A 25021-nucleotide genomic window follows, 5' to 3' on the forward strand; every position below is an offset into this window, starting at 1 on the left:
CACATTAAAACAAAAGACCAGAGATGCCACAAACGCTCTCCCTTTCGGGGAGAATCTGCGAAACCTCTGGTCTCTTTAAAAATTCTTCTTTGCTACTTACGCTACCAATTCTTTAGTTCTCAGAGTCCTCCTCGATCAGCTCGGATTCTTCGACTGTCTCTTCGACATCGCTCTCACCCTCGATCTCTGCGTCCTCTGTATCTTCTTCTACCTCATCTGCGTCAGCTTCGGAATCCTCATCAGATTTTTCTTCAGACTCAGCATTCTCAGAACCGCTGTCCTTGGAATCGTCCTCGGACTTCTCATCCTCGGCATCATCTGTGATCTCATCCGTTGTCTCATCAGAATCAATGATCTCGTCGTCACCGGTGATTTCATCTTCATCAGAAGCCGTCTCATCCTTCTTGGAATCCTCCTCTGTGGTTTCATCCTTTGCGGTCTCGCCGTCCTCTGTGATTTCTTCTATCTGATCCGTCTCGATCTCAGTCTTCTTCTCAGCTACCTCGGTTGCCGGAACTTCCTCAGTAATCTCATCCTCATTAGCTTTGATTACATTCTCAAATCCCTTGAAGAGTTTTACCTCATCCTCAGTGAGATCTGCCTCTGACAGATCAAGAGTTCCCCAGCTTGCATCATCGTTATACTGAACAGTCTGGTAGGTTGCTAACCATCCACTGTTAAGCTCAACTGCACCTTCCAGTTTCAGATTCAAATCGCCAGTTACCTCTCCACTGCTCTGTCTTCCGACGAAGGAGTAAAGCATTGCGCCCTCATCACCGTTGACCGTCACAGAGATGTCTCCATCGAGCTTACCGCTGTACTGTGCACCGATGAACTTGATCTTAGATGCTCCGCTTACAGAAACAGTCAAATCACCGATCAGCTCTGCATTTCTTGCAACTCCGTAAATCTCAAACTGCCCAGACTGGATATTGATCTCCGGATTTCTCTCAACACTGCCTGTCTTCGAGCTAGCGTAGAGCGTTGTGTAACTCCACTCGCTTTCTGCAAGACCCTCACCAGCAGTAAAGTTATGACCGTTGAGATATGCCTCTGCATCCCAGTCAAGGTTGGAGATTTCCAGATCACCGTTCAGCTCAAGTGCATACTTGGATTCGAGCTTGTAGCACTCGCCCTCTGCGGAAGTGATTGTGAAGCTTGCCTTCGGCATCTCCACACTGTCTTCAAGGTTAATATCCTTATTCAGAACAATCGTGTCACCATCCTCAACCTCTGCAAATGCTTTCTCAAGGCTGGTGTAACCGGTATCACCGATCATAACGGTATTCTCATCCGGCTTCTCCTTGTAGGTGATTGAAATCTGTCTTGTATCAAGCCAGTTCTCTCCATCCTTCGTCGATGCCACATTAATATAAAGCGTACCGCCCTGCTCATTTGTGAATGTCGGAGTGAATGCTCCGTCATACAGCGTCCAAGTATCTGCATCCGGAGTCTCTGTTGCAGAGGAATCCGTTTCATGATAGTAAATCTCAGTGCCCTTCACCGCACAACTCAGTGTTACCTCAGGTGCCTCGTCAAACTCATACTTACCGTAACGTGTTCCATAAATCTTCTTTTCCGGATTCAGGGAAACGCTTACTTCTGCACTCAGAGCTTTTTCCAGCGCAACATCGATTGCATCGAGAACCTTCTGCTGTTTCTCTGCATCGTACTCATCAAGGAGATCGATCTTCGTGCTCTGCTCATAGAAGACTTCTGCAAGCAGTTCTGACAGGAAGTCCTCACAGTCTTTCTGAGATTCCTCGTCAAGACTAACCAGGGAAATGATCGGTCTGTCTCCATATCCATTCGTCACGGTTACGGTTGCCTCGAGATCATCGGCGCTTCCGGTGTAAGTTCCGGTCTTGTAGATTGCACTCGGAACATTATCCGTAAATGCGCACCATACGGAAACGATCTTACTGCGGTTTCCATCTGCATCAAAACCAGCAAACTTCACCTGAACCTTATCACCATTCACTCTATCATTTGTATAAACAGTAACAGAACCATAGCATCTGCTTCCATTTTCCAGCGTCGGATCAGATCCGTCTGTCGTGTAGTAAACAGTTGTGTTCTCACCAGCAGAAACTCTGAGGTTTACACCGTAGCTCTTTCTTGTTACGAGAGTATTCCATCCTGCGGTTACGGTCGGTGCCATCACAGTCTCATCGCTCGAATCAATCGGCTCAGAGCGCATTGCATCGATAACTGCGTATTTCACTGCATCCGAAGATACGGTTGCTCCGGTAACTGCATCGACACGCAGATCAGAAGTGCTGTTCGGAACCGTCTTTGCATTTACCAGTTCTTCAAGATCTTTTCCTGCAAACTTCGCAGAAATGTCCTGCTCATACTTCGGGAACATGTACGGACCCCAGAATGCCTCATCGCGGATATCGGTTGTCTCTGTTCCATTATCCTCAATCTTGACAATCTTTCCATTAGCAACAGTAACTTTGAGCTTTGCAGTATACGGCTTGCCAGACGGGGTATTGACGATCGAGCTTCCCTCGTATACTCTCATACCACTCTGTGTTTCCGGAATCTCAATAAACTGAACTTCCTGCTCCGTAACAGCGGAAGCTACACCATTCTTGATGGCAACTGCCTTGACTGTGATTGTCTGGTCTGCATTTGTCTCAGGTGTGATGGTAATCACACCATCCACAGCAGTCAGAACACTGTTTCCATTTGCGGACGGATCACTGCCGTCGATCGTGTACCTCACAACGGCGTCATCCTCTGCCTCCACGGCAAGCTCTGCACTGTCTGTTCCTGCATAGAGGAATTTCGTGCGGAAATCAGCAGTCGTCAGCTTCGGTGCATCCGGCTTCTCAACTCCATTATCCGGAAGTGCATTCTTAACTGCCTTCTTGATTGCATTTGCCGAATAAGTTGCTCCAGACTTCGCATCTACCTCATCCACAGTGTCTTTCGTCTTTCCAATGAAACGAGACAGAACTTTATCCAATGCAGTCTGCCAGAAGCTCTTATTGCTTCCTGGCTCTGTTCCATTATCCTCTACCTTCTCAATAACACCGTTCTCTGCATTATAGGTTACTTTTACTTTTGCCTCATAATTAAAGACATCTACCATTGCAGAGCCTTCTACAACTGTGCCTTCCGGTGCCGGAGCCTCGCCTGCAATCATCTCGAATGTCAGGTTCTTCTCGTATCCGGTTGCCTCTACCTCGATCTCATACTTCTCACCCGTGACGAAGATTGCCTCATCGCCACTCTTTGCATCCGTCTTGATCAGACCGGTGTTCGGGTCGATGATGCTCACAGCGCCTCGTCCACTTGCCTGATACTTCGTTCCGTTTACCGTTACAGAAACAATCGAGGACAGGTAAGATTTGAGTTCGTCTGCGGTTGCATCTTCTGCTACTGTCAGAGACCATACACCATCTGCATTTGCAGTCGCGGTTGCCGGAATGCTCTCGGTCGTCAGAACAAAACTTGCAGTCAGTTCTGCGTACTTGTCTTTCTTATCCTTTGCGGTCAGCGTGTAAGTTCCGGCAATTGCCTTTCCACTCCACACAACCTGACCGTTCTCAACCGTAAATCCATCTGCGGTATTTCCATTCGGATCGGTGATCGTGTACTCTGCCTCATAATCATCCGGAACCGCATCAAGTCCGCTAATCTCTGCCTTTCCAGACTCAACGGTTGCACCAGCAACATCAAACTCTGCATGAGCAAACTTGAACGGTACATAGACCTCATCGTCAAGCGTGATTTCCAGTACACCATTGCTTGTGTAGTAGGTCACTCCGGTGATTGCCTTGCCCATCATCGACTCGTAATGCGCAGATTTCAGCGTATTTCCATGAGTCGTTGTCACAATACCTGCGGACCATGCAAGGTTTGTTCTCAGCCAGATATTCTCAAGGTGGCGCAGACCATAGTCCTCGCCCTTATCAGTATGAAGAACAACACCGTAAACGGTTGTATCATTGTTGATTGCAGACGGAAGTCCGGTAAAGCTCAGCTGATAATCGCCGTAATTAGTCTCCGTAGAAAGGGTTGCACTTACACCGCTCGCGATATTTTCTTTCTCGCCCTGAACCTCGCCGAAGGAAAGCGTTCCATTCTCGTCAATCGTCAGCTCCTTGTAATAATCCGGAGTCTGAGAGAGAATGTAGTAAGAATAGTCTGCACTCTCAAACAGTGCTTCCTTGCCCTCGTATGTGGTTGTTACTTCCTTACCACGGTTCGTCACGGTGATCGTCAGAGAATCGCTGTCTGTGATCTGCTTAAACTTGCTTAAATCTGCATCCTTTGCAACCTTAACCGGGAAGATTACACCGCTGATGTCGGTTCCGTCGCTGTTCACATGATAGGAACCACCTACAAGGCTTCCGCTTCTCGTCTTTGTTTTGGTTGCAGAGGAAACGCCATCTACCGGCATCTCATTGCCCTCGATCTCTGCCTCATAGAACTCCTCATATGGGATGTTCATCAGCAGGTACTGGTACTCCTCGGTGGCATCGCTCTTCTGAAGTGCATTCTTGACTGCCTGCTTGATTGCATTTGAGGAAACGGTTGCTCCGCTGATCGCCTCGACACCATCAACCTCATCGACAGTCTTTCCTGCAAACCTCTTAAAGATCTCTGTCGCATTGTTCCAGAACGTGCTGTTCGCTCCCGGCTCTGTTCCGTTATCCTTGATCGAAACGATCTTGCCATCTGCATCGGTTGTTACGAGAACCTTTGCCTGATACGTTCCTGCTACCGGCTTGCCACTTTCTGACTCAACAGTTGCCTCGCCCTCTTTTGCGGTTGTTGTCGGCTTCTTCTCCTCAGCAGTTACGGTTCCGACTACATTCTTCTTGTATCCGGTTGCTGTGATCTCAAGCTCATACGTCTCTCCGGTGGTAAAGATTGTCTCATTGTTTGATTTTGCAGTGAAATCAATCTCTCCGGTCATCGTGTCAATGATCTTCACAGATCCACGTCCACTTGCTGAGTAACTCTTCTCACCAACTTTTACACTCGTGATTGCGGACAGGTAAGCACGGAACTCCTCATCAGAAACATCGTCAGCCTTTGTGAGCTTCCAGCCATCCTCAGTCAGCGTAAATACCGCCGGAACTGCCTCGGTCTCAAGAACAAAACTTCCGGTTAACGGTGCATACTTACCGGACTTGTCGGTCACAGTCAGCGTGTAGCTTCCTGCACTCAGTTTTCCTTCCCACGTCAGCTTTCCGCTCTCGGCATCATACTGAACAGGGGCGCTCTCGCCGAGGGAATTCTTTACTACATACTCAACATCAAAATCAGCCGGGAGTTCTGCTCCACTAACGGTAATTCCAGTTTCACCTGCATCAACTGCGCCGTTCTCAATCCTCAGACCAGATGCCAGTTTCACCGGAACATACACATTTTCTGCAAACGGAATCTCTAGAATTCCTGCACTTGTGTAGTAAGTCATTCCAGTCAGCTTCTTGCCCATCATCGACTGATAATGCTCAAACTTCAACAGGTTTCCATGAGATGCAGTTGTAAATCCAACTGACCATGCAAGCTGGGTTCTCAGCCAGATATTCTCAAGATGACGCAGACCATAGTCCTCGCCTTCCTCAGTGTGAAGAACAACACCGTAGATGGTATCTGCACTCACATCCGGCATTCCATCAAAGCTCAGCTGATAGTCGCCGTAGTTGCTCGTTGTGGAAAGTGTTGCGGATACACCACTGATCTCTTTCTCAGTTCCTTCCGTCTTTCCAAAACTTAAGTTGCCATCCGCGTCAACAGATACTTCCTTGTAGTAAGACGGGATCTCTGAAAGAACATAGTAAGAGTAGTCTGCACTCTCAAACAGAGCGTCCTTGCCTTCGTAAGTTGTCGTCACTTCCTGACCACGGTTCGTTACCGTGATTGTCAGAGAGTCACTGTCTGTGATCTGCTTAAACTTGCTCAGATCCACATCCTTCTTGATCTTAACCGGATAGATCATACCACTGATGTCAGTTCCATCGCTGTTCACATGGTAAGAACCTGCAACAAGAGTTCCTGTTCTCGGTTTTGCCTTTGTTGCCGAGGTAACGGCATCGACTTCCTCATCATTACCCTCGATCTCTGCCTTATAGAACTCTGCATACGGAATATTCATCAGCAGATATTGGTATTCCTCCTGCTCCGGAGTATCCGGAGTGTCTGGTTTATCTGGAGTGTCCGGCTTGTCCGGGGTATCCGGAGTGTCCGGGGTACTCGGATTCTTATTTGATCCGTTATTGCCACTGTTGGAACTTCCACCACCAGAATGGCTTCCCGAACTGGAACTTCCACTTGAGCTACTGCCAGAGGAAGAACTCGTTTTCGTGCTGAATCCGAGACCCGGACGATAAACTGCCTGACCATCCTGCGTCCACTGACCATCCGCATTTGTCAGATAATCATCCGGTGTGCGTCGTCCTGCGTACATAGCACCCTGAATACCCGGCTGAGCGGAAAAATAATAGCAATATCCATCAATCCACTGCCATCCGGTCACCATATGACCCTCGGTAGCGCTTCCAGAACCATTCTCAAAGAAATACCAGGTATTTTCTGCGGTTTTATACCATCCGGTATGCATCCGTCCCTCAATGCCTTCCTGTGCGGTCTCAAAATAGTACCAGAAGCCATCGATCTTCTGCCATCCAGTCACCATCTTTCCGTCCGTCGGATTCAGATAATACCATCCGTTCTCAGTCTTTACCCAACCGGTATAAGCCTGATGATCGGAATTATAGAACTTCCATCCGCCATCTTCATTTGCCCAGCTTCCTGTAACAGAGGTCGCTGCATATCCCGGAAATCCGGTCTGAACTGCAACCGCTGCCGAAAGCATGACAAATGCTGCCTGCTTTTTCAGTGCTTTTTTCATGTTTTCCTCCTTTTGCCACAAATAGTTAGTTGATGCTAACTGCCTTTATGGCTTTTATGTTAGCAATAGTAAACCTTCTTTGTCAACTTCTTTACAGTTTCTTGTTGACTATTTTTATCAATGTCTTTCTCTTCTCATTATTGATCTGTTTTTTTGTTGTATTTTGCATTACTTTTCTTTTTTTCAGAATTCTCTGCGAGCCCGATTTTCCAATTCGATGGCTTATGGCTTTTTCGATGGTTTTTCAGTGACTTCCGCAAAATAAAAGAAACCAGAGATTCCGTAGGTCCGCTCCCTTTCAGGTGAACCCGCGAAATCTCTGGTTTCTCTAAAATTTTTTAAATTTAATTTTTTATGACGACTTAGATCTCAGAATCATCTTCTGTATCATTTTCAGAAGAAACTTTCTCCTCGAAATCCTTCTCCTTATCGTCCTGAACCTCTTCATCTGCATCCACATCGTCTGCTACAATTTCATCCTCTGATTCTTTTTCGAAATCCTCAGACTTTTCATCCTGATCGGTGTCGGAAGACTCCTCAGAATCATCCTCAACCTCATCTGCCACCTTGTCAGTTACCAAATCCGTATCAGCGATCTCATCATCTTCGTCTGTCTCAACAACATCCTCTGATTTTTCGGAATCTGACTTATCAGACTTGCTCTCCTGTGCCTCATCTGTAACTTCATCAGTTGCCTCGTCAGCCACATCGATCACATCGCTTTCAAGTGCATTCTCATCTTCCGCACTCACAAAGCTGAATACAACCGTGAGAGCTCCTCCCTCTGAGTCATACTCTGTATACTCCGGGAATTGAATCTGCATGTAAAATGCACGGACACTTCCGATCGTGCTCTCAAGGATATCATCATCCTCATTGTAAACCGTAACGGTGAGCTTATCGAGGTTGCCCTTGTAAGTCTCCGGCAGTTCTACACCGCTCTTTCTTACATATCCGCCACTATTTTTAAGATCTTCCTCGGAAATCGTGACTTCCGCAAGATCCTCTCTATCTACGGAGAATACCACTCTTGCCGGTGTCTGGTTGATCTCCTCCGGCTCAAGCGGATCGCCGGTTGCTGAGAAGACAATCATGATGTAACCACCATACTCCGGCTCGTAATCCTTGTAGTCCGGAAGTTCAATGCGAAGATTGTTTGATCTCGGAACAACATTGATGTTCAGCAAGTCACCGCTCTTGTTAAATACCTCAGCAGTAAACTCTTTCCAGGTATCCTTGTAATCCGAAGAAATCACTTCATTTCTCAGAATCAGATAGCCCTGTCTCTCAACAAAGGTATCTCTGTCGACCTCAATCTCTTTTACCATTCTGTCGCCACTGTACAGAACAATCTTTGCCGGGATCTGTGCATCCGCGTCAACTTCTTTCTCTGCGACCTCAATCTCAAAGCTCTCTTTGATCGTCTCGCCGTTGATCACAATCGAGATCGTGATTGTCTTTGTTCCAATATCATCTGAGGTAAACTCATATCCATTGTTCAGACTGGAAGTGAAACCATTCTTCTGAAGTTCACTCCAGGAAGACAGAGTCTTCTCATTTCCCTTTTCTGTCTTGACAACGGCACTCACTCCGCTCAGATCCAACTCCTCGCCTAACATATAGGAGGTCTTCGCAGAATCCACATCAATGCTTGCGCTGACAATTGCAGAGTTGTCTGCGACCATCTGAACAACGAGCTTATACAGGCTGTACTTCCAACCACCAGTATACTCTGCACCTGCATTCACTGCATCAAGTTCCATTCTCCACTCACTCGATACCGAATCAAATACACCGGAAACAATCTTCTCGTCGCCATCATAGAGATCTACCGACCTGATCGTCTTTTCAGCGCTCATCTTGTAACGGAATTCGTCCTGATCCAGTTTGATATCCTGCGTGCTCTGGTCGGAGTAAGTTATCTGCATGCGGGTCGGATAGCGATAAACAAGTTTCTCTTTCGCATAAATATATGCCGGAATTGTAATCAGACCGTCCTCATTCTGGAACTTAATCTCGATTGTCTGTCCATTCTGCGGAATCTCAGTTCCATTTGTAGGATTCGTCGTGATTCCATACTCCTCAAACTCATCAAATTTCACATATTTTGTAGTTCCATTCTTCAGATGTACTTTCAGGACGGAATCGCTCAGATCCAGAGTCGTGGTAGTGGACCATGTCTTCGGGCGCGTCTCAAATTCCATGTAGTTGATGTTCTGCTCAATACCATCCCTCTGATACTTTGCAGAACGCTCAAGCGCATTCTCAAGCGCACTCATCTGGCTCTTTGCCGTCTGCGTTGCTCCGCTGACTGCATCGTAACCAGAACCGCTTCGATTCGTCAGCTGCTGTTTCAGATCACTGATATCGCTGAGTCCAACTGCAAAATCAAGAATCTTTATTCCTTTGCGATACTGGTCAACGTTATCCTCCTTATAAAGCACGGACTCTACGGATTCAATCTTGCCATCCTTAATAACTGCCTTGATTGTATCCGGGCCATTCATCTCGTAGTAGAAACTCTCCGTTGCCGTTCCGTACCAGACACCATCTGCCAGTGTATTCTCCAGCACACTTCCAGAACCAACTTCCGCCTCAATCGCCGGATAACCGTCTGCCTCAAGTTTGAGTTTGTAGGTTCCCTCTGCGCCATTCTTAAATACCTTGATCGTCTTGCCTTTTCTCTGGTATTCCAGATCAAAGTTGATCGAACCATCCTCAAGAATCAGTTGCTCAGCCGGAACATTCTTCATCTCTTTTCCATCTACATAGACTGCCGTGATTGCCTTTCGGTACTCATCAACCGTCACTCCGCTGTTTCCAGAAATCACGAGACGATTGTTCGAGAACTTCACGTCTTCTGCCTGAAGCGCACTGTTCACTGCAAAGACTGCCTGAACACTCTGGTATCCCTTGTTTCCTGCCTCTCCATCGCGAATCCTTATGGTATAAGCACCCGGTGTCACCATGCCCTCTTTCAGAGTCAGGATACCGTCTGCGTAGTGATAAGCATTCGCATCGAGTTCCTTGCTTCCAATCATCACGCTGTCAATCTGCGGATCATAATCAGACGGAAGATTCAGCTTGATTGAAACGCTCATATCGGCATCTGCCTGATAGGAAACACTCTCTGCCTCGATACCCTGATTGTCAGCAAGAAGTTTCGGGCAGTAGAGATTTACCGGAATCTCCACAGGCTGATAATCGCTAAGCAGGTAAACAATGCTCTCGATTGTCTGACCTTCCAGCTTAGAATAACGCTCATAGCTGATCTTGTTGCCGTGGGATACCACCCCATCTTTCACTGCAAGTGCAAGTTCATTTGCATTCTTCCAGATATTCTCCAGATGCTCAAGGCCATAAATATCTGCCATCCGGTTGCCGGTCTTCACGAGAACTCCGAGCACGTTTGTGTCGCCCTTGATCTCAGACGGCAGGTTCTCCACATCGATCTTATAATGACCATAACGGCTCTTATCTTTCAGCGTTGCCGTGATTCCGTCCGTGTTAAGCTCCGGTGCATCTGCGCTGTACTGCATCTTGGAAAGCATTCCATCGTAGTACATTGTCTTGTAAGAAGCCGGCTCCTTGGCGGTCAGATCACGACCATTGTTCGTCATGCTGTTCAAAATGCTGAACGTATTTCCCTGACTGCTCACGCCCACCTCTGAGAGAATTCTCGCTCTCACAAAGAGGTCTGCACTGATTCCGACATTCGTCTGAACACCGTTGATCTTGTATCCATTGTCTGTCTCCTCCCCGTAGGAAGCCTCTGTATACAGACCGTACTTTGCGGTTGTCGCAGAACTGATCGCATCGTATCCGCCGTTACGCATCACCGTGTTGTACATATGCTCGCCTGTGCTGATATCCTCGGAGGAAGTCCACGGTCCGGTATAACCGGTTTTCTCTCCTGCATAGAACTCTGCATACGGCACATCTGCAAGACCGTAAATCGTTCCGGTCAGCTTCTGGTCATCCTCTACATAGTAGTAAGCCTTTCCGCTGTAATTTGCACGAATGGTCTTTGCCTTCTTCGTGACATCCTCGCCATTTACAATCAGCGTAGGCGTCTCAAGCGGTACATAGGTTGCATAGTAGTAGGTATGCTCCACTCCGTCCACAACGAACTTCATCACGCTCATGTTCGTGTCTTCCGGCTTCTCTGGCTCCGGCAGAGCATTCTGAACGGCTTTCTTGATTGCATTGGAGGAGAGGGTTGCACCGGAAACCTTATCGACGCTTCCAACTTCGTCTCTCGTTCTTCCGATAAATCTCGAGAGAATTCCGTTGATTGCATTCTTCCAGAACGATTCGTTCATCGAATTACCCGGATCGGTTCCATTGTCCTCTACCTTGATGATCTTGCCGGACTCGGAATCATAGGTTACTTTTACCTTCGCCTCGTATCCGAACGTCTCTACGGTTGCCGATCCCTCAACGACCGTTCCCTCCGGCTTCGGAACTTCGCTTTCGGTCAGAACAAAACTTGCAGTCAGGTCTGCATATTTGCCACTCTTGTCCTTTGCGGTCAGCTTGTAAGTTCCTGCGACTGCGTTTCCGCTCCACACAAGCTCGCCGTTTTCAACCGTAAATCCATCTGCGATGTTTCCGTTCGGATCGGTGATCGTGTACTCTGCCTCATAGTCCTCCGGAATTGCGTCAAGTCCGGTGATCGCCGTCTTTCCAGCGTCAACGGTCGCACCTGCAACGCCAAACTCCGCATGAGCAAACTTGAACGGTACATAGAGCTCATCGTCAAGTGTGATCTCCAAAATTCCATTGCTTGTGTAGTAGGTCAGTCCGGTGATTGTCTTACCCATCATCGACTTGTAATGCTCCGGTGCAAGCGTATTTCCATGTGTCGTCGTCACAACACCTGCGGACCATGCAAGGTTTGTTCTCAGCCAAATGTTCTCAAGATGACGCAGACCGTAGTCCTCCCCCTTATCGGTGTGAAGAACGACACCGTAAACGGTCGTGTCATTGTTGATTGCGGACGGAAGTCCGGTAAAGCTCAGCTGATAGTCACCGTAGTTGCTCTCGGTAGAAAGGGTTGCACTCACACCACTTGAAACGCTCTTCTTCTCGCCCTGAACCTCGCCGAACGAAAGACTTCCATTCTCGTCAATCGTCAGCTCTTTGTAATAATCCGGAGTCTCAGAAAGAACATAGTAGGAGTAATCTGAGTTCTCAAACAATGCATCCTTGCCCTTGTACTCCGTCGTGTTTGTCTGTCCGCGGTTCGTTACCGTGATGCTCACAGAATCGCTATCCGTGATCTGCTTAAATTTGCTCAGATCTGCATTCTTTGCAACCTTAACCGGGAAGATCACACCGCTGATGTCTGTTCCATCGCTGTTTACATGGTAAGAACCACCTACAAGGCTTCCTGTTCTCGTCTTTGTCTTCGTCGCAGAGGAAACACTATCGACCGGCATCTCATTTTCCTCGATCTCCGCCTCGTAGAATGCCTCATACGGAATATTCATCAGCAGGTACTGGTACTCCTCCTGATCCGGGGTATCCGGCTGATCTGGAGTATCTGGTTTGTCTGGCTGATCCGGTTTGTCCGGAGTATCTGGCGTGCTCGGTTTGTCCGGAGTGCTTGGATTCTCATTTGATCCATTGTCGCCGGAATTAGAACCATTATTGCCATTATTCGAGCCATTGTTGTCAGAACCACTATTTGAGCCACCGTTGGAGCTTCCACCTGAACTACTGCCACCACTGGAACTTCCACCGGAACTGCTTCCACCGCCTGAATGACTCGGATTGGCGCTGCTTCCAGAGGAAGAACTCGTCTTTGTGCCGAATCCGAGACCCGGACGATAAACTGCCTGATCTTCCTGCGTCCACTGACCATCTGCATTTGTCGGATAATCATCCGGCGTGCGCCGTCCTGCATACATTGATCCCTGAACGCCCGGCTGATCGGAAGATTCTGCGGAGAAATAGTAGCAGTATCCATCAATCCACTGCCATCCGGTCACCATATGACCCTCCGTTGCCGTTCTTGCGCCATTCTCAAAGAAATACCAGGTATTTTCTGCGGACTTGTACCATCCGGTATGCATCCGTCCCTCAATGCCTTCCTGTGCAGTCTCAAAATAGTACCAAAAACCATCAATCTTCTGCCATCCGGTCACCATTTTTCCATCCGCCGGATTCAGATAATACCATCCGCTCTCGGTCTTTACCCAACCCGTATATGCCTGATGATCGGAATTGTAAAACCTCCATCCACCATCTTCGTTTGCCCAGTTTCCTGTGACAGCCGTCTGTGCATATCCCGGAAATCCGGTCTGTACTGCAACCGCCGTCGAAAGCATCATAAATACCGCCTGCTTTTTCAGTGCTTTTTTCATGTCGCCCTCCTTTGTCTATTGTCCATCCACAGTTTGAAACGTGTCCAAATCCCATTCCCAGTCACGGTTCTCAATTGCTTATCCCTGCGTCGTGATGCAGTCAGATAACTATTAAAATAGCTTAAAATAGCCACTAAGTAGTTAGTTGTATCTAACTGCATTTGTATCTCCCATGTTAGCAATAGCAAACTCTTCTGTCAACGAATACCAATCATGCCTATTCGTCTATTTTTCTCATTAATTTTTTTCATGGCTTTCTTTATCATTTTTCTCTCTTTTTTTACTGATTTTGACTGATTTCTCGCGCTTGACAAGCCAGTTAGCCGATGTTAATATGAACCGTATGATTACAAATCGTATGACTCAAAAGCGGATATTCACCTTCTGAAAAAGTTTGCAATCCCCCACTTATAGAAGAGGGCGACATCCACTTTGAGTGATACGCGAAAGAAACCGAGGATTAATTTTGTGAAAATCATAAGAAAAACACTTACTACAACCTTACTCTGCACTGCCCTTCTCTCATCCGGATGTGCAGGAGATTCCAAAAATCAGACCGCAGACACTTCTGCTGTCTCTGCTTCTGAATCCACCGTATCCGCCTCTGAATCTGCTGATTCCAGCCAGGCAGAAAATCAGACTGTCACAGAAAACGCTTCATCAGATTCTCAAAATTCTCAGGAATCCGACCAGTCTGTTTCAGAAAACAGCAATAATGAAACTCCTGATCCAAAGGCAAATGAGAGCGAGAGCAGTGAACTCTACGCAATGGATACGGTAATGTCCCTGACTGCCTACGGCTCTCACGCCCGCGAGGCACTCGACTCTGCAAGTGCTGAGATTCAGCGCCTCGATAAGCTGTTCTCGATCTCGAGCGAGACCGGCGATATTTACCGTGTAAACAGAGATGGTGAGGGAGATCTCTCCGAGGACACGAGAAGTCTTCTCGCAAGTGCACTCGAGTACGGAAAAGACACCAACGGCATTTTTGACTGCACGATCGAACCGGTCATGGAAGCCTGGGGATTTACCACAAAGAATTACCGCATTCCGTCTGACTCTGAACTTGCGGAACTTCTCTCCCATGTCGATGCCTCAACTGTGACCTTATCCGGCAATCACGTCACGCTTCCCGAAGATGTCAAGCTCGACCTTGGCGGTATCGCAAAGGGCTTCACCTCCGCGCGCGTGATGGAAGTCTTCAAAAACAGCGGTGTGACTTCCGGCATCATCTCCCTCGGTGGAAATGTCCAGACACTCGGAACCAAACCGGACGAAAAGCTCTGGCGCGTCGGCATTCAGGATCCGAATGACTTAAACGCAATGTTTGCCGTCGTGGAAGTCTCCGACGAGGCAGTCATCACCTCCGGCGCTTATCAGCGTTACTTTGAAGAAAATGGAGTTCACTATCACCACATCATCGATCCACGCACCGGCTACCCGGCAGAGAGCGGACTGACTTCCGTGACGATCATCAGCCCGGACGGCACACTCGCAGATGCACTTTCAACCTCTCTCTTCATCATGGGACCGGATGATGCCTCCGCTTTCTGGCAGAATCACCGTGACAAGTTTGAAGCGATCATGATGACAGAAAACGGCGAGGTTCTTGTGACTTCCGGACTTGCAGACCGCTGTAAAGTCACAAATGGCGGAAAGGTTCGGGTGATTTCTTGAGAAAAAAGACAAACCTCCTGATCACCCTCGCCCTTGCCGTTCTCTGCATCGGACTCCTCGGCGCATGGATGGTTCTGCGCCAGAAAGGCAACTCCCAGAACCTTGCGGAAATCGTTTATCAGGGTGAACTGATCCGCACGGTTGACCTCTCTTCGGTTAAGGAGACGGAAACGTTCACTGTCGGCGAACCCGGGGCGCAGAACACGATTCAGATTTCCCCGGACGGCATCGGAGTTATCGAAGCAGACTGTCGCGATCAGATCTGTGTCAAACAGGGCATCCGCTCCCACGGACCGGAACCGATCGTCTGTCTTCCACACAAATTGAGTATCCGTTTCAAAGACTCCACAGAGTCCTCGGACAGATCGGAAGGGACTGATGACAATCAGGCACTGGATGCGGTGACCGGACGATGAGCGGGCGCAGTTCGGCAACGACCCGTCTGACTCAGCTTGCACTCCTGACAACGGTCGCCCTCATCATCTTTGTGATCGAGGCAAACATCCCACCTCTGACCTCCGTTCCCGGAGTGAAAATGGGACTTGCCAATATCGTCACCCTCTCTGTTTTTTACCTGTATGGACGAAAAGATGCCCTGATGGTTCTTCTCACCCGCGTCGTACTCGGTGCTTTTGCAAGCGGTCAGATCATGACGCTTCCATACAGCTTAAGCGGAGGTCTTCTCTGCTTTCTAATCTGCGCCCTGCTCTTCCCGCTGTTTCCATTAAAACGGCTCTGGCTTCTGAGCGTAATCGGAGCAATTTTCCACAACATCGGGCAGATCAGTGTTGCCATTGCGATCACCGGAACCCCGGAGATTCTCTGGTACCTCCCGATTCTGATGGTCTCCGGCATTATCAGCGGATTTTTCACAGGTCACTGTGCGCAGTACCTTCTCACACATATGAAAAAGCTGGGACGAGGCGGACGTTTTTAAACGTCTTCTTCTCCCAGCTTTTTTACTATTTTATACTTATAAAAATCTGCGCCCTGTCACAACAGCGCACTCTTTTGTCTTATTTCTCCTGATCTGCAAACAGCACACTCTCCGCAATGCGAGCTGCATCTCGAATACAATCCGGGCAGGCACGCAGAACTTTCCCGGTATCCACACCCTTGAGTTCCCGGCACTGAGTCGCTCCGTTCTGATTCTTGAATTCCTCCACAATCTGACGGGACAATTTATAGGAAGCACCCTTGCTGTTCGGCTTCTCAAGATTGCCTGTGCTGTTCTTCATTCCGGCAAGCACACAAGCGCCTGTAATTGCGCCGCAGGTTCCTTCCATACCGCCCATTCCAAGTCCAAGAGCTTCCGTCATCTTGAACATCGTCTCCTCATCGACTCCTACCAGATCACAGTAGGTACATGCAACTGCCTGTGCACAGTTATATCCCTTATCATGACGACCAATCGTTTCTTCAACCCGTGTTTTCATTTTCTCGTCTCCTTGTTTGAATCTGTTTTTATCCTATCCAAAAATTTCTTTCAAGATAGAACTCTTTGTTCCAGTATAACGCAACTTTCGTTCTCTGTCATGTCAATCTTTCTCCAAGCATCTATTCCGCGATTACACGCCATTTCAAATTCTGCTGTAATGCCCCCTTTACGATTTCAGTGTTCCCCTTTCGCCCGCCCCATTTCCTGTGCTATAATCATGATATAAACTAAACCTAAAATAACCTCAAAATCCAAAGTAAAAAAGTAAAATTATATTTTTAAATACATCCATAAAACAACAATACAGAGACTTGAAACAACTAAAACAAAGGAGACCTCACATGCAAACCTTGAAAAAAACACAACCTGGCGGAAGCTCCACCAGCACCTCCTCGACACAAAAAACAACCAATCAGATCACCGAGGGCGTGATCTGGGAACAACTCCTTCTCTTCTTTTTCCCGATCCTGATGGGAACCTTTTTTCAACAACTCTACAACACAGCTGACGCGATGATCGTCGGTCGGTTTGTCGGAAAAGAAGCTCTGTCAGCCGTCAGCGGATCTGCCGGTATGCTGACCCAGATGATCGTCGGCTTCTTCGTCGGTCTTTCCGCCGGATGTGGAGTTATCATCTCCCAATATTACGGTGCAAAACGCCCTGAGATGGTCGGTTACGCCGTCCACACCTCGGTCGCATTCAGCCTGCTCTCCGGTGCCTTTATTATGATCATCGGAATTATTCTCGCACCGCGGATGCTTGGTGCAATGAGCACACCGGAGGATATCATGGATCTCTCAATTTTATACCTGAGAATCTATTTTCTCGGCATGATCCCCAACCTGCTGTACAACACGGGATCGTCAATTCTGCGCGCAGTTGGAGACTCCCGCCGACCGCTGTATTTCCTGATTGTCAGCTGTATGACGAACATCGTGCTTGACCTGCTCTTTGTCGTCATTCTCCGACTTGGAGTCCGCGGAGCCGGAATCGCAACGGTCTGCTCCCAGATTCTCAGTGCCCTCCTCGTCCTCTCGTGTCTCTGCCGAAGCTCAGATATGTACCGCGTCCATCTTACCCGGATCGGCATTGACACGCGGATGCTCAGGCGCATGATCCGCATCGGTCTCCCCGCCGGACTCCAATCCGTGATGTACGGTCTGTCAAACGTCATCATTCAGGCAGGCATCAATTCGCTCGGTACAAACACCGTCGCCTCCTGGGCTGCCTACGGAAAGATCGACTCGATTTTCTGGATGATCATCAACTCTTTCGGAATCGCAATCACGACATTCGTCGGTCAGAATTACGGTGCAGGCAAACATGAACGCATTCACCGCGGAGTGCGCGTCTGCATGGGAATGACAATCATTTCCTCCATCATGATCTCTGCCCTCGTGTACTTCCTTGGAATTTACGCTTACGCACTCTTCACAACCGATCAGGAGGTTATCGAGATCGGAATTCGCATGATGCGCTATCTCTCCCCGTTCTATACGACTTACGTCGCGATTGAGATCCTCTCCGGTGCCCTGCGCGGTGTCGGCGACAGTTTCATCCCTATGGTTCTGTGCGCCTTCGGAGTCTGCGTCCTGCGCGTCTTCTGGATCATTGCAATCGTCCCGATTCACCGGAATATGTACACCATCATGTTCAGCTATCCGCTGACCTGGGTGTGCACCACGATCCTGTTTTTGATCTATTATCTGGTGTTCAGCCCTCTCGGACGCAGAGAAAAACAGAGAGCACACGTTTCCTAGATATTTGTTTTAGATGCTTGCTTCAGATATTTATTTATCCGATACTTGTTTATCAAATACCTGCTTTTGTATATTCGATACAGGAACGAGAGATTTGCGAAAATTGTCGGCTTTTTTCGCTTTTCATTGCATTTTCATTTTCTGCATATTATAATGAAACACAAGCGCGACACTTTTCGCGAAAATGTATCGGAAGACGAGGAGAAAATTATGGCATTCGAATTCATCAACAAACTGCCGACTCCGGCAGAAATCAAAGAGCAGTTCCCGTTACCGGCGTCCTGCATTGCCACCAAGGCACAGCGCGATGAGGAAGTAAAAAATATCATTGCAGGAAAAAGCGACAAGTTTCTTGTCATTATCGGACCGTGTTCCGCTGACAACGAGGAATCTGTGCTCGACTACACCAACCGTCTTGTGAAAGTTCAGGAAGCAACCAAGGACAAACTGCTGATTGTTCCGCGCGTTTACACCAACAAGCCCAGAACCACCGGTGAGGGCTACAAGGGCATGCTTCATCAGCCAGACCCGGAGAAGCGCCCGAGCATGGCTGACGGTCTTCATGCAATCCGTCACCTTCACATGCGTGTCCTGAAAGAGACCGGATTCTCCACCGCAGATGAGATGCTCTACCCGGATAACGTTTCCTACCTCGACGACATCATGTCCTACATCGCAGTGGGCGCACGTTCCGTTGAGAACCAGCAGCATCGTCTTGTTTCCAGTGGCTGCCACGTTCCGGTAGGAATGAAGAACCCGACAAGTGGAGACCTCTCCGTTATGCTCAACTCCGTTCAGGCAGCTCAGCACGGTCACGAGTTCATCATGCGCGACTGGGAAGTAAAGACCGACGGAAACCCATGGACTCACACAATCCTGCGCGGTGCTGTCAACAAGCATGGTCAGTGCCTGCCAAACTACCACTATGAGGATCTGATTCTTCTGCACAAGCTCTACATGGAGCGTAACTTACAGAATCCGGCATGCATCGTCGATGCCAACCACTCCAACTCCAACAAGCAGTACAAGGAACAGATCAGAATCGTCAAAGAAGTTATGCACAGCCGTCGTCACTCCGAGGATCTGGCAAACTTCGTAAAGGGCGTTATGATCGAGAGCTACATCGAGCCGGGCAACCAGAAGATTGGTGAGCACTGCTACGGCAAGTCCATCACCGACCCGTGCTTAGGTTGGGATGATTCTGAGCGTCTGCTGTACGAGATCGCTGAGACCGTATAATAAGTCCAATTATTCAGTTGATTACTCGATTATTAATTGCTTCAACCGATCAGCCTCCAGGTAATTCTGACTGATCCATTCACAACGCAATAAGATTAAAAAAATGGTCATGGGAAATACGAAATTTTCGCTCCCATGACCATTTTTATGGAACTATTTTTTATGATTCGATTCTGATTTCATTGCTTTTTATGACTGTGGTTCTGATTTCATCATTCGCAATCAATCTTTTTATTTTACTCTCAACATCCTGATTTTTAATTCTTCAACTGCTCAAGAGGATCTTTTCCAGAGATTCCCGGCTCCGTCATCGTGAACGGATCGAGAACTGTCTTCAACTGATCTTCATCCATGAGTCCCCTCTCAAGAATCAGTTTCTTGACCGACTGGTTCGTTCTCAGCGCCTCTTTTGCGATATTGGCTGCCGTCTCATATCCCACATACGGGCAGATTGCCGTGATAATTCCAATGCTGTTTTCCACCATCTCCTTGCAGTGCTCCCGGTTTGCCGTGATTCCCACAATGCAGTTGTCCACAAGCGTTCTAACTGCGGATGTCAGCGTCTCAATCGACTGGAACAGGTTATAAAAAATGATCGGCTCAAATGCGTTCAACTCGAGCTGTCCTGCCTCCGCTGCCATCGTGATTGTCATATCATTTCCGATAATGTTAAATGCAACCTGGTTTACAACTTCTGGGATAACCGGATTGATCTTTCCCGGCATGATTGACGATCCATTCTGTCTTGCCGGCAAGTTAATCTCTCCAAATCCGGTGCGCGGACCGGACGACATCAGGCGCAGATCGTTGCACATCTTCGAGAGGTTGACTGCACAGTTCTTCACGATTCCGGACACCGATGCATAGCTGTCAAGATTCTGGGTCGCATCAATCATATCATAGGACTGCACGAGATCCTCTCCGGTCAGTGCCGACATATTTTTTACGACACGGCGATAATACTGCACATCTGCGTTGAGTCCGGTTCCGATTGCCGTACCGCCAAGATTCAGGCAACGGATCTCTTCTTTCGCATTCTCAAACCGTCGGATGTCTCTCTTGATTGCGGATGCATATGCGTGAAACTCCTGACCGAGACGGATCGGAACGGCATCCTGAAGCTGAGTTCTTCCCATCTTAATCACTGAGTCAAATTCCTTGGATTTCGCCGTCAGTGCCTCATCAAGACGCTTGAGCTGTTCCTGTGCATTCGTGATCAGCTTGAGCGCTGCCATCTTTCCACAGGACGGGAAGACATCGTTCGTCGACTGACCGAAGTTGACATGATCATTCGGATTGACGATCGAATAATCGCCCTTCTTTCCACCGAGAATCTCAATCGCTCTGTTTGCAATCACCTCATTCGCATTCATATTCAGGGAAGTTCCCGCACCGCCCTGAATCGGATCTACGATAAACTGATCATGCAGTTTTCCCGCAATGATTTCATCACATGCCTGCACAATCGCATTTGCGCGTTTCTTGTCCAGCTCCCCGACCTCAAAATTTGTGATCGCTGCCGCCTTCTTGATCTGCGCCACACTGTTGATCAGTTCCGGATGCATTTTAAGTCCCGTAATTGAAAAGTTTTCATGGGCGCGGAGCGTCTGCACGCCATAATACGCATCCTCCGGAACTTCCTTTTCTCCAATCGAATCATGCTCCAATCTATATTTGATCTGCTCGTCTTTCATCTTATGTCTCTCCCTTATCTCTCTTCTTGTCTGTCTTCTTTAATTTCCTTTTTAATCTTCTTTTTAATTTCTTTTTTAATTTCTTCTCTGTCTTTTTTCTATCTGACCAGAGATCCCCATTTTATCTCTGCCCTTGACATCAGTATAAAATCTGCTTACAATATTTTCAAATACTTATAACAGGATAATTTATATAGATATTTGTCTATAATACATTCATCTATAAAATTTGTACATCATGGATATTGGGAGACTTTTATGACTTTTCTTGGAATGCGATACGTTTACGAAGTATACAAAGAAATGAATTTTTCAAAAGCGGCACGAAACCTTTATATCAGCCAACCCTCACTGAGCGCGGCTGTCAAAAAAGAAGAAAAACAGATCGGATTTCCGATCTTTGACCGGAGTTGCAATCCGATCCAGCTGACTGAACTCGGTCGGGAATACATCCGCGCAGTCGAGACAATTATGGATGTGGAAAACGGATTTCAAAATTATATCAATGACATGCAGGAATTAAAGAGCGGTTCTCTCTCAATCGGAGGTACAAATCTCTTTGCCTCCTATGTACTTCCGCCGATTCTGTCCCGATTTACCGAGAAATTTCCGGCGATTCACATTGATCTCGTTGAGGCATCTACCGCGGAGCTGACAGAGAAACTCTATACCGGAACGCTTGATCTGCTGATCGACAATCAGGCACTCGATGCCTCCGTCTACGGAAGTGAATTTTTCTGTGAGGAGCATCTGCTTCTCGCCGTTCCCGCCCGTTTCCCACAAAACGAGCATGTCCGCAATTATGCTCTGACCGCCTCGGATATTCGGGAAAATCGCCATTTGAGTTCCCGGATTCCTCCGGTTCCGCTGAAGACGTTTGAGGATGCCCCGTTTCTCCTTCTAAAGAGCGGAAATGACACCCGCACCCGCGCCGAAAAAATCTGCTTAAACAGCGGTCATTTCATCCCGAAAATCAAGCTGGAGGCCGAACAGCAGATCACTGCCTACAACCTCTCCCGCTACGGGATGGGTGTCTCCTTCTGTGGTGACATTCTGATCCGCCATGTACCAGAAGAGGAGTCTCTTCTTTTCTACAAACTCGACAATCAGAATGCTTCCCGTGACGTCTATTTCTATTACCGCCGAAACCGCTACCAGCCACTTGCCGTTCGGGAATTCCTGAAAATCGTCCCGCAGACAGAGCAGAAATAAACCTGTGATGAACCATGCGGATTTATTTTTAACTAACAAAGCGGGTTTCATATGCTCAGGGAACACTTAACATATAATCATATAGTTTATATAACTATATATGTCATAGATAAATGACTATATCTTGTCCCTGTATGGAAATTAACAAAAGTAACCGCTACTTGCCATGGCGGTTATTTTTGTGCAAAAATTTATCGATGCAACGAACAATATATTCAGCGATAACACCATTTCTTTATTATGGTACAGCAAAAAGTCGGGATAAAATCCACACAATAGATTTTATCCCGACTTTTTTAACATAAAAACAGAAACTCAAAGAACTGTTTCACTCATTCTATAATTTCACTCAAACCTCTGCACGCTTTACGCCAGATACTTCTTCAGAGTTGCACGAACTGCACCAGTTCCTGCGATCTCCTCTTTGAACATCTCCTCAATCTTCTCACCGATTCCAGCCTCATACAGATCAATTCCAAAGATGTTTGCGTTGGAGAGGATTGCCTTCAGCTGACCGGTATAGGTCTCCGGCTTTCCTACCTCGATGCCTGCCAGCTCTGCGGTCAGATCTCCTGCCATCGGATCTGCGGACAGCTCAAACTTCTCGCCATCATCCTGAACACCGAGCAGGTAACGGCACCAACCAGCAATTGCTAACGGGATTGCAGTCAGCTTCTTTGCATCGCCGTATTTTGCAACATAGGACTTGATTGTCTCGCCGTAACGGATGCCTACCTTCTGGGAGGTATCGGTTGCGATACGCTGTGGCGTATCCGGCATGAACGGGTTCGGGATACGGATATTGATAACCTCATCAACGAAATCCTTCGGGGATAGGATACCCGGGTCTGTTACAACCGGCATTCCCTCAACCGGTCCGATCTCATGAACAAGACGGTTCAGCTCTGCATCCTTCATCTCATCTGCGATCAGGGTATAGCCAAGTACACAGCCGTATACTGCCAGAGCGGTGTGAAGCGGATTTAAGCAGGTCGTTACCTTCATGCGCTCTACCTTGTTTACAGTATCGCGATCGGTCATGTATACGCCAGCCTTCTCCAGTGCCGGACGACCGTTCGGGAACTTATCCTCAATGACAAGGTACTGCGGTCCCTCTGCGTTTACAAACGGAGCGATGTAGGTGCGCTTGGAGGTGATCACCGGGTCCATATCCTCGATGCCGGCCTTCTTGAGCTCCTCACATACAGACTCAGCCGGACGCGGGGTGATCTTGTCGATCATGCTCCACGGGAATGCAACCTGCTTCTCATCGGACAGATATGCTACGAAACCTGCATCGACAAAGCCCTTCTTCTCCCACTCGTTTGCCATCGTCAGAATCGAGCTCATCAGCTTCTCACCGTTGTGAGAGCAGTTATCCATCGATACGACTGCTAACGGATACTTTCCTGCCTTGTAACGCTCAAACAGCAGGGCACATACAACTGCCATTGCAGAGCCCGGCTTCTGCGGACCGTTGTCAATATCAGCCTGAATGAACGGGAAGTACTGACCTTCTGCATTCTTCAGCGCATAACCCTTCTCTGTGATTGTGAAGGAAATCATCTGAAGAACCGGGTTTACAAAAATCTCTTTCAGGCGATTCCACTCAGCCTCGTCAGAAGCCTGTGCCTTGATTGCCTCAGTCAGAGAACCGATCACCTGTTTGTCGGTAGAACCGTCTGCCTTCAACGTAACACCGAGAACCAGGTTGTCATATGGACGATAAATCTTGTCAATCACGTCAAAGTCAAAGGTCTCCACGCAGGTAATTCCCTTGTTCATCTCGCCCTCGGAGATCAGCTTGTCAGCCAGTCCGCCAATGAAGATACGGAAAATATTTCCTGCTCCAAAATGTACCCATACTGGCGCTTTCTTTGTCTCTTCTGCAACAGATGCTACATCATAGGATGGGAGTGCCACACCGACTGCTTCCCAACTGCTCTTCTCTTTTAATCCTTCCAGTGTCAGTTTCATTTCTTACTTCTCCTCTAAATAGAATACTCGAAACCTGTTTGAAATTTATTTAAAACCTATTTGTTTGAAACCCATTTCAAAACTATTTGAAAAACTGCGGATATTTTGCCCGCACATCTGTCTCATCAACCTGATAACGACTCAGATGCTTTTCCATCCACTTTTTCGCTTCCTCCGGATGATTCTCCCGAATCTCCTTTAAGATCTGGCGATGATCCTCAATCCAGTGCTGTTCCTTCACAGAGGCAACTGCCATACTGCGCACACGGTCAAAATGAACCGTCATGCTCTGCATCATCTCGTATGCCTGCATCCGCCCTGCAATCTGAAACAGCATCCGGTGAAACTCATTGTCAAGCTCAAGAAGTTTCTCCTCGCCGTTGTGCTCATGATAAAAATCCTGAAGATCCATATTTTCCTGAAGTGCTTTCATGTCATCCGGAGTCGCTTTCTGGCAGACAAGCGGTACCACCGCCGTCTCCAGCACGCTCCGGATAAACTGCGCCTCCTCAACGAGATTGTAATCGATCAGCGCCACGATGCTTCCCCTCTGCGGATAGATCTCCACGATCTTGACCTTCGCCAGCTCGAGGAGTGCCTCGCGGACCGGAGTCCGGGAAAGGTTCATCTCTGTCGCGAGTTCCCTGTCACTGATCACAGATCCCGGCTCCAATTCCAGACTGATGATGCCATCACGAATGACTCGCATCGCATAATCTCTTCCATTTTCCCTTGGATGGCGGTCTGCAATCTTCATACCGAACTCCCCCTTTTCCTGATAG

Annotated in this window: 12 protein-coding genes; 6 read left to right on the top strand and 6 right to left on the bottom strand. The window is 47.9% G+C overall.

Annotation, left to right across the window (positions count from 1 at the left end):
• Positions 1-112: 112 nt before the first annotated feature.
• Positions 113-6874, bottom strand: coding sequence for an FMN-binding protein (locus AC4EVX_RS05110; RefSeq protein WP_490159708.1), 6762 nt, complete (start codon positions 6872-6874; stop codon positions 113-115).
• Between the two features lie 362 nt (positions 6875-7236).
• The gene (locus tag AC4EVX_RS05115) at positions 7237-13242 is read right to left on the bottom strand and encodes an FMN-binding protein (RefSeq protein ID WP_490159709.1); all 6006 of its coding nucleotides are present in this window, start codon (positions 13240-13242) and stop codon (positions 7237-7239) included.
• Positions 13243-13710: 468 nt separating this feature from the next.
• Between AC4EVX_RS05115 and AC4EVX_RS05120 the strand changes: the two genes are divergently transcribed.
• Genes AC4EVX_RS05120 through AC4EVX_RS05130 form a run of 3 tightly spaced genes read left to right on the top strand, consistent with a single transcriptional unit; the run spans position 13711 to position 15856 of the window.
• Positions 13711-14919, top strand: a complete 1209-nt coding sequence (locus tag AC4EVX_RS05120) for an FAD:protein FMN transferase (RefSeq protein ID WP_490159710.1) — start codon at positions 13711-13713, stop codon at positions 14917-14919.
• Positions 14916-15335, top strand: coding sequence for a NusG domain II-containing protein (locus AC4EVX_RS05125; protein ID WP_490159711.1), 420 nt, complete (start codon positions 14916-14918; stop codon positions 15333-15335). The genes AC4EVX_RS05120 and AC4EVX_RS05125 overlap by 4 nt, the downstream gene beginning before the upstream one ends.
• Entirely contained in the window at positions 15332-15856 is a 525-nt protein-coding gene (locus tag AC4EVX_RS05130) for a Gx transporter family protein (RefSeq protein ID WP_490159712.1), read from the top strand. The genes AC4EVX_RS05125 and AC4EVX_RS05130 overlap by 4 nt, the downstream gene beginning before the upstream one ends.
• Before the next feature lie 79 nt (positions 15857-15935).
• Here the strand turns inward: AC4EVX_RS05130 and AC4EVX_RS05135 are convergent, their stop codons facing one another.
• A complete protein-coding gene (locus AC4EVX_RS05135; RefSeq protein ID WP_177978282.1) occupies positions 15936-16355 on the bottom strand; it encodes a C-GCAxxG-C-C family protein in 420 nt (139 codons plus the stop codon).
• Between the two features lie 343 nt (positions 16356-16698).
• On the opposite strand from AC4EVX_RS05135, the gene AC4EVX_RS05140 reads away from it, so the two are divergent.
• Positions 16699-18117, top strand: a complete 1419-nt coding sequence (locus AC4EVX_RS05140) for an MATE family efflux transporter (protein ID WP_490159713.1) — start codon at positions 16699-16701, stop codon at positions 18115-18117.
• Between the two features lie 210 nt (positions 18118-18327).
• Positions 18328-19356: a 3-deoxy-7-phosphoheptulonate synthase gene (locus AC4EVX_RS05145; RefSeq protein ID WP_177978280.1), complete on the top strand. Its 1029-nt coding sequence runs from the start codon at positions 18328-18330 to the stop codon at positions 19354-19356.
• A 257-nt stretch (positions 19357-19613) separates the two neighbouring features.
• Here AC4EVX_RS05145 and AC4EVX_RS05150 read toward each other — a convergent pair whose 3' ends face one another.
• On the bottom strand, positions 19614-21050 hold the full coding sequence (locus tag AC4EVX_RS05150) for an aspartate ammonia-lyase (RefSeq protein ID WP_177978279.1): 1437 nt from the start codon (positions 21048-21050) through the stop codon (positions 19614-19616).
• Positions 21051-21308: 258 nt separating this feature from the next.
• Between AC4EVX_RS05150 and AC4EVX_RS05155 the strand changes: the two genes are divergently transcribed.
• Positions 21309-22262: a LysR family transcriptional regulator gene (locus AC4EVX_RS05155; RefSeq protein WP_490159714.1), complete on the top strand. Its 954-nt coding sequence runs from the start codon at positions 21309-21311 to the stop codon at positions 22260-22262.
• Positions 22263-22628: 366 nt separating this feature from the next.
• Here the strand turns inward: AC4EVX_RS05155 and AC4EVX_RS05160 are convergent, their stop codons facing one another.
• Both AC4EVX_RS05160 and AC4EVX_RS05165 read right to left on the bottom strand, forming a co-directional pair.
• Positions 22629-24239 carry a mannitol dehydrogenase family protein gene (locus tag AC4EVX_RS05160; protein ID WP_177978277.1) on the bottom strand — a complete coding sequence of 537 codons (1611 nt, stop codon included), beginning with the start codon at positions 24237-24239 and terminating at the stop codon, positions 22629-22631.
• 82 nt (positions 24240-24321) lie between these two features.
• A complete protein-coding gene (locus AC4EVX_RS05165; protein ID WP_177978276.1) occupies positions 24322-24996 on the bottom strand; it encodes an FCD domain-containing protein in 675 nt (224 codons plus the stop codon).
• Between the last annotated feature and the right edge of the window lie 25 nt (positions 24997-25021).

Source organism: Brotaphodocola sp., assembly GCF_983179755.1.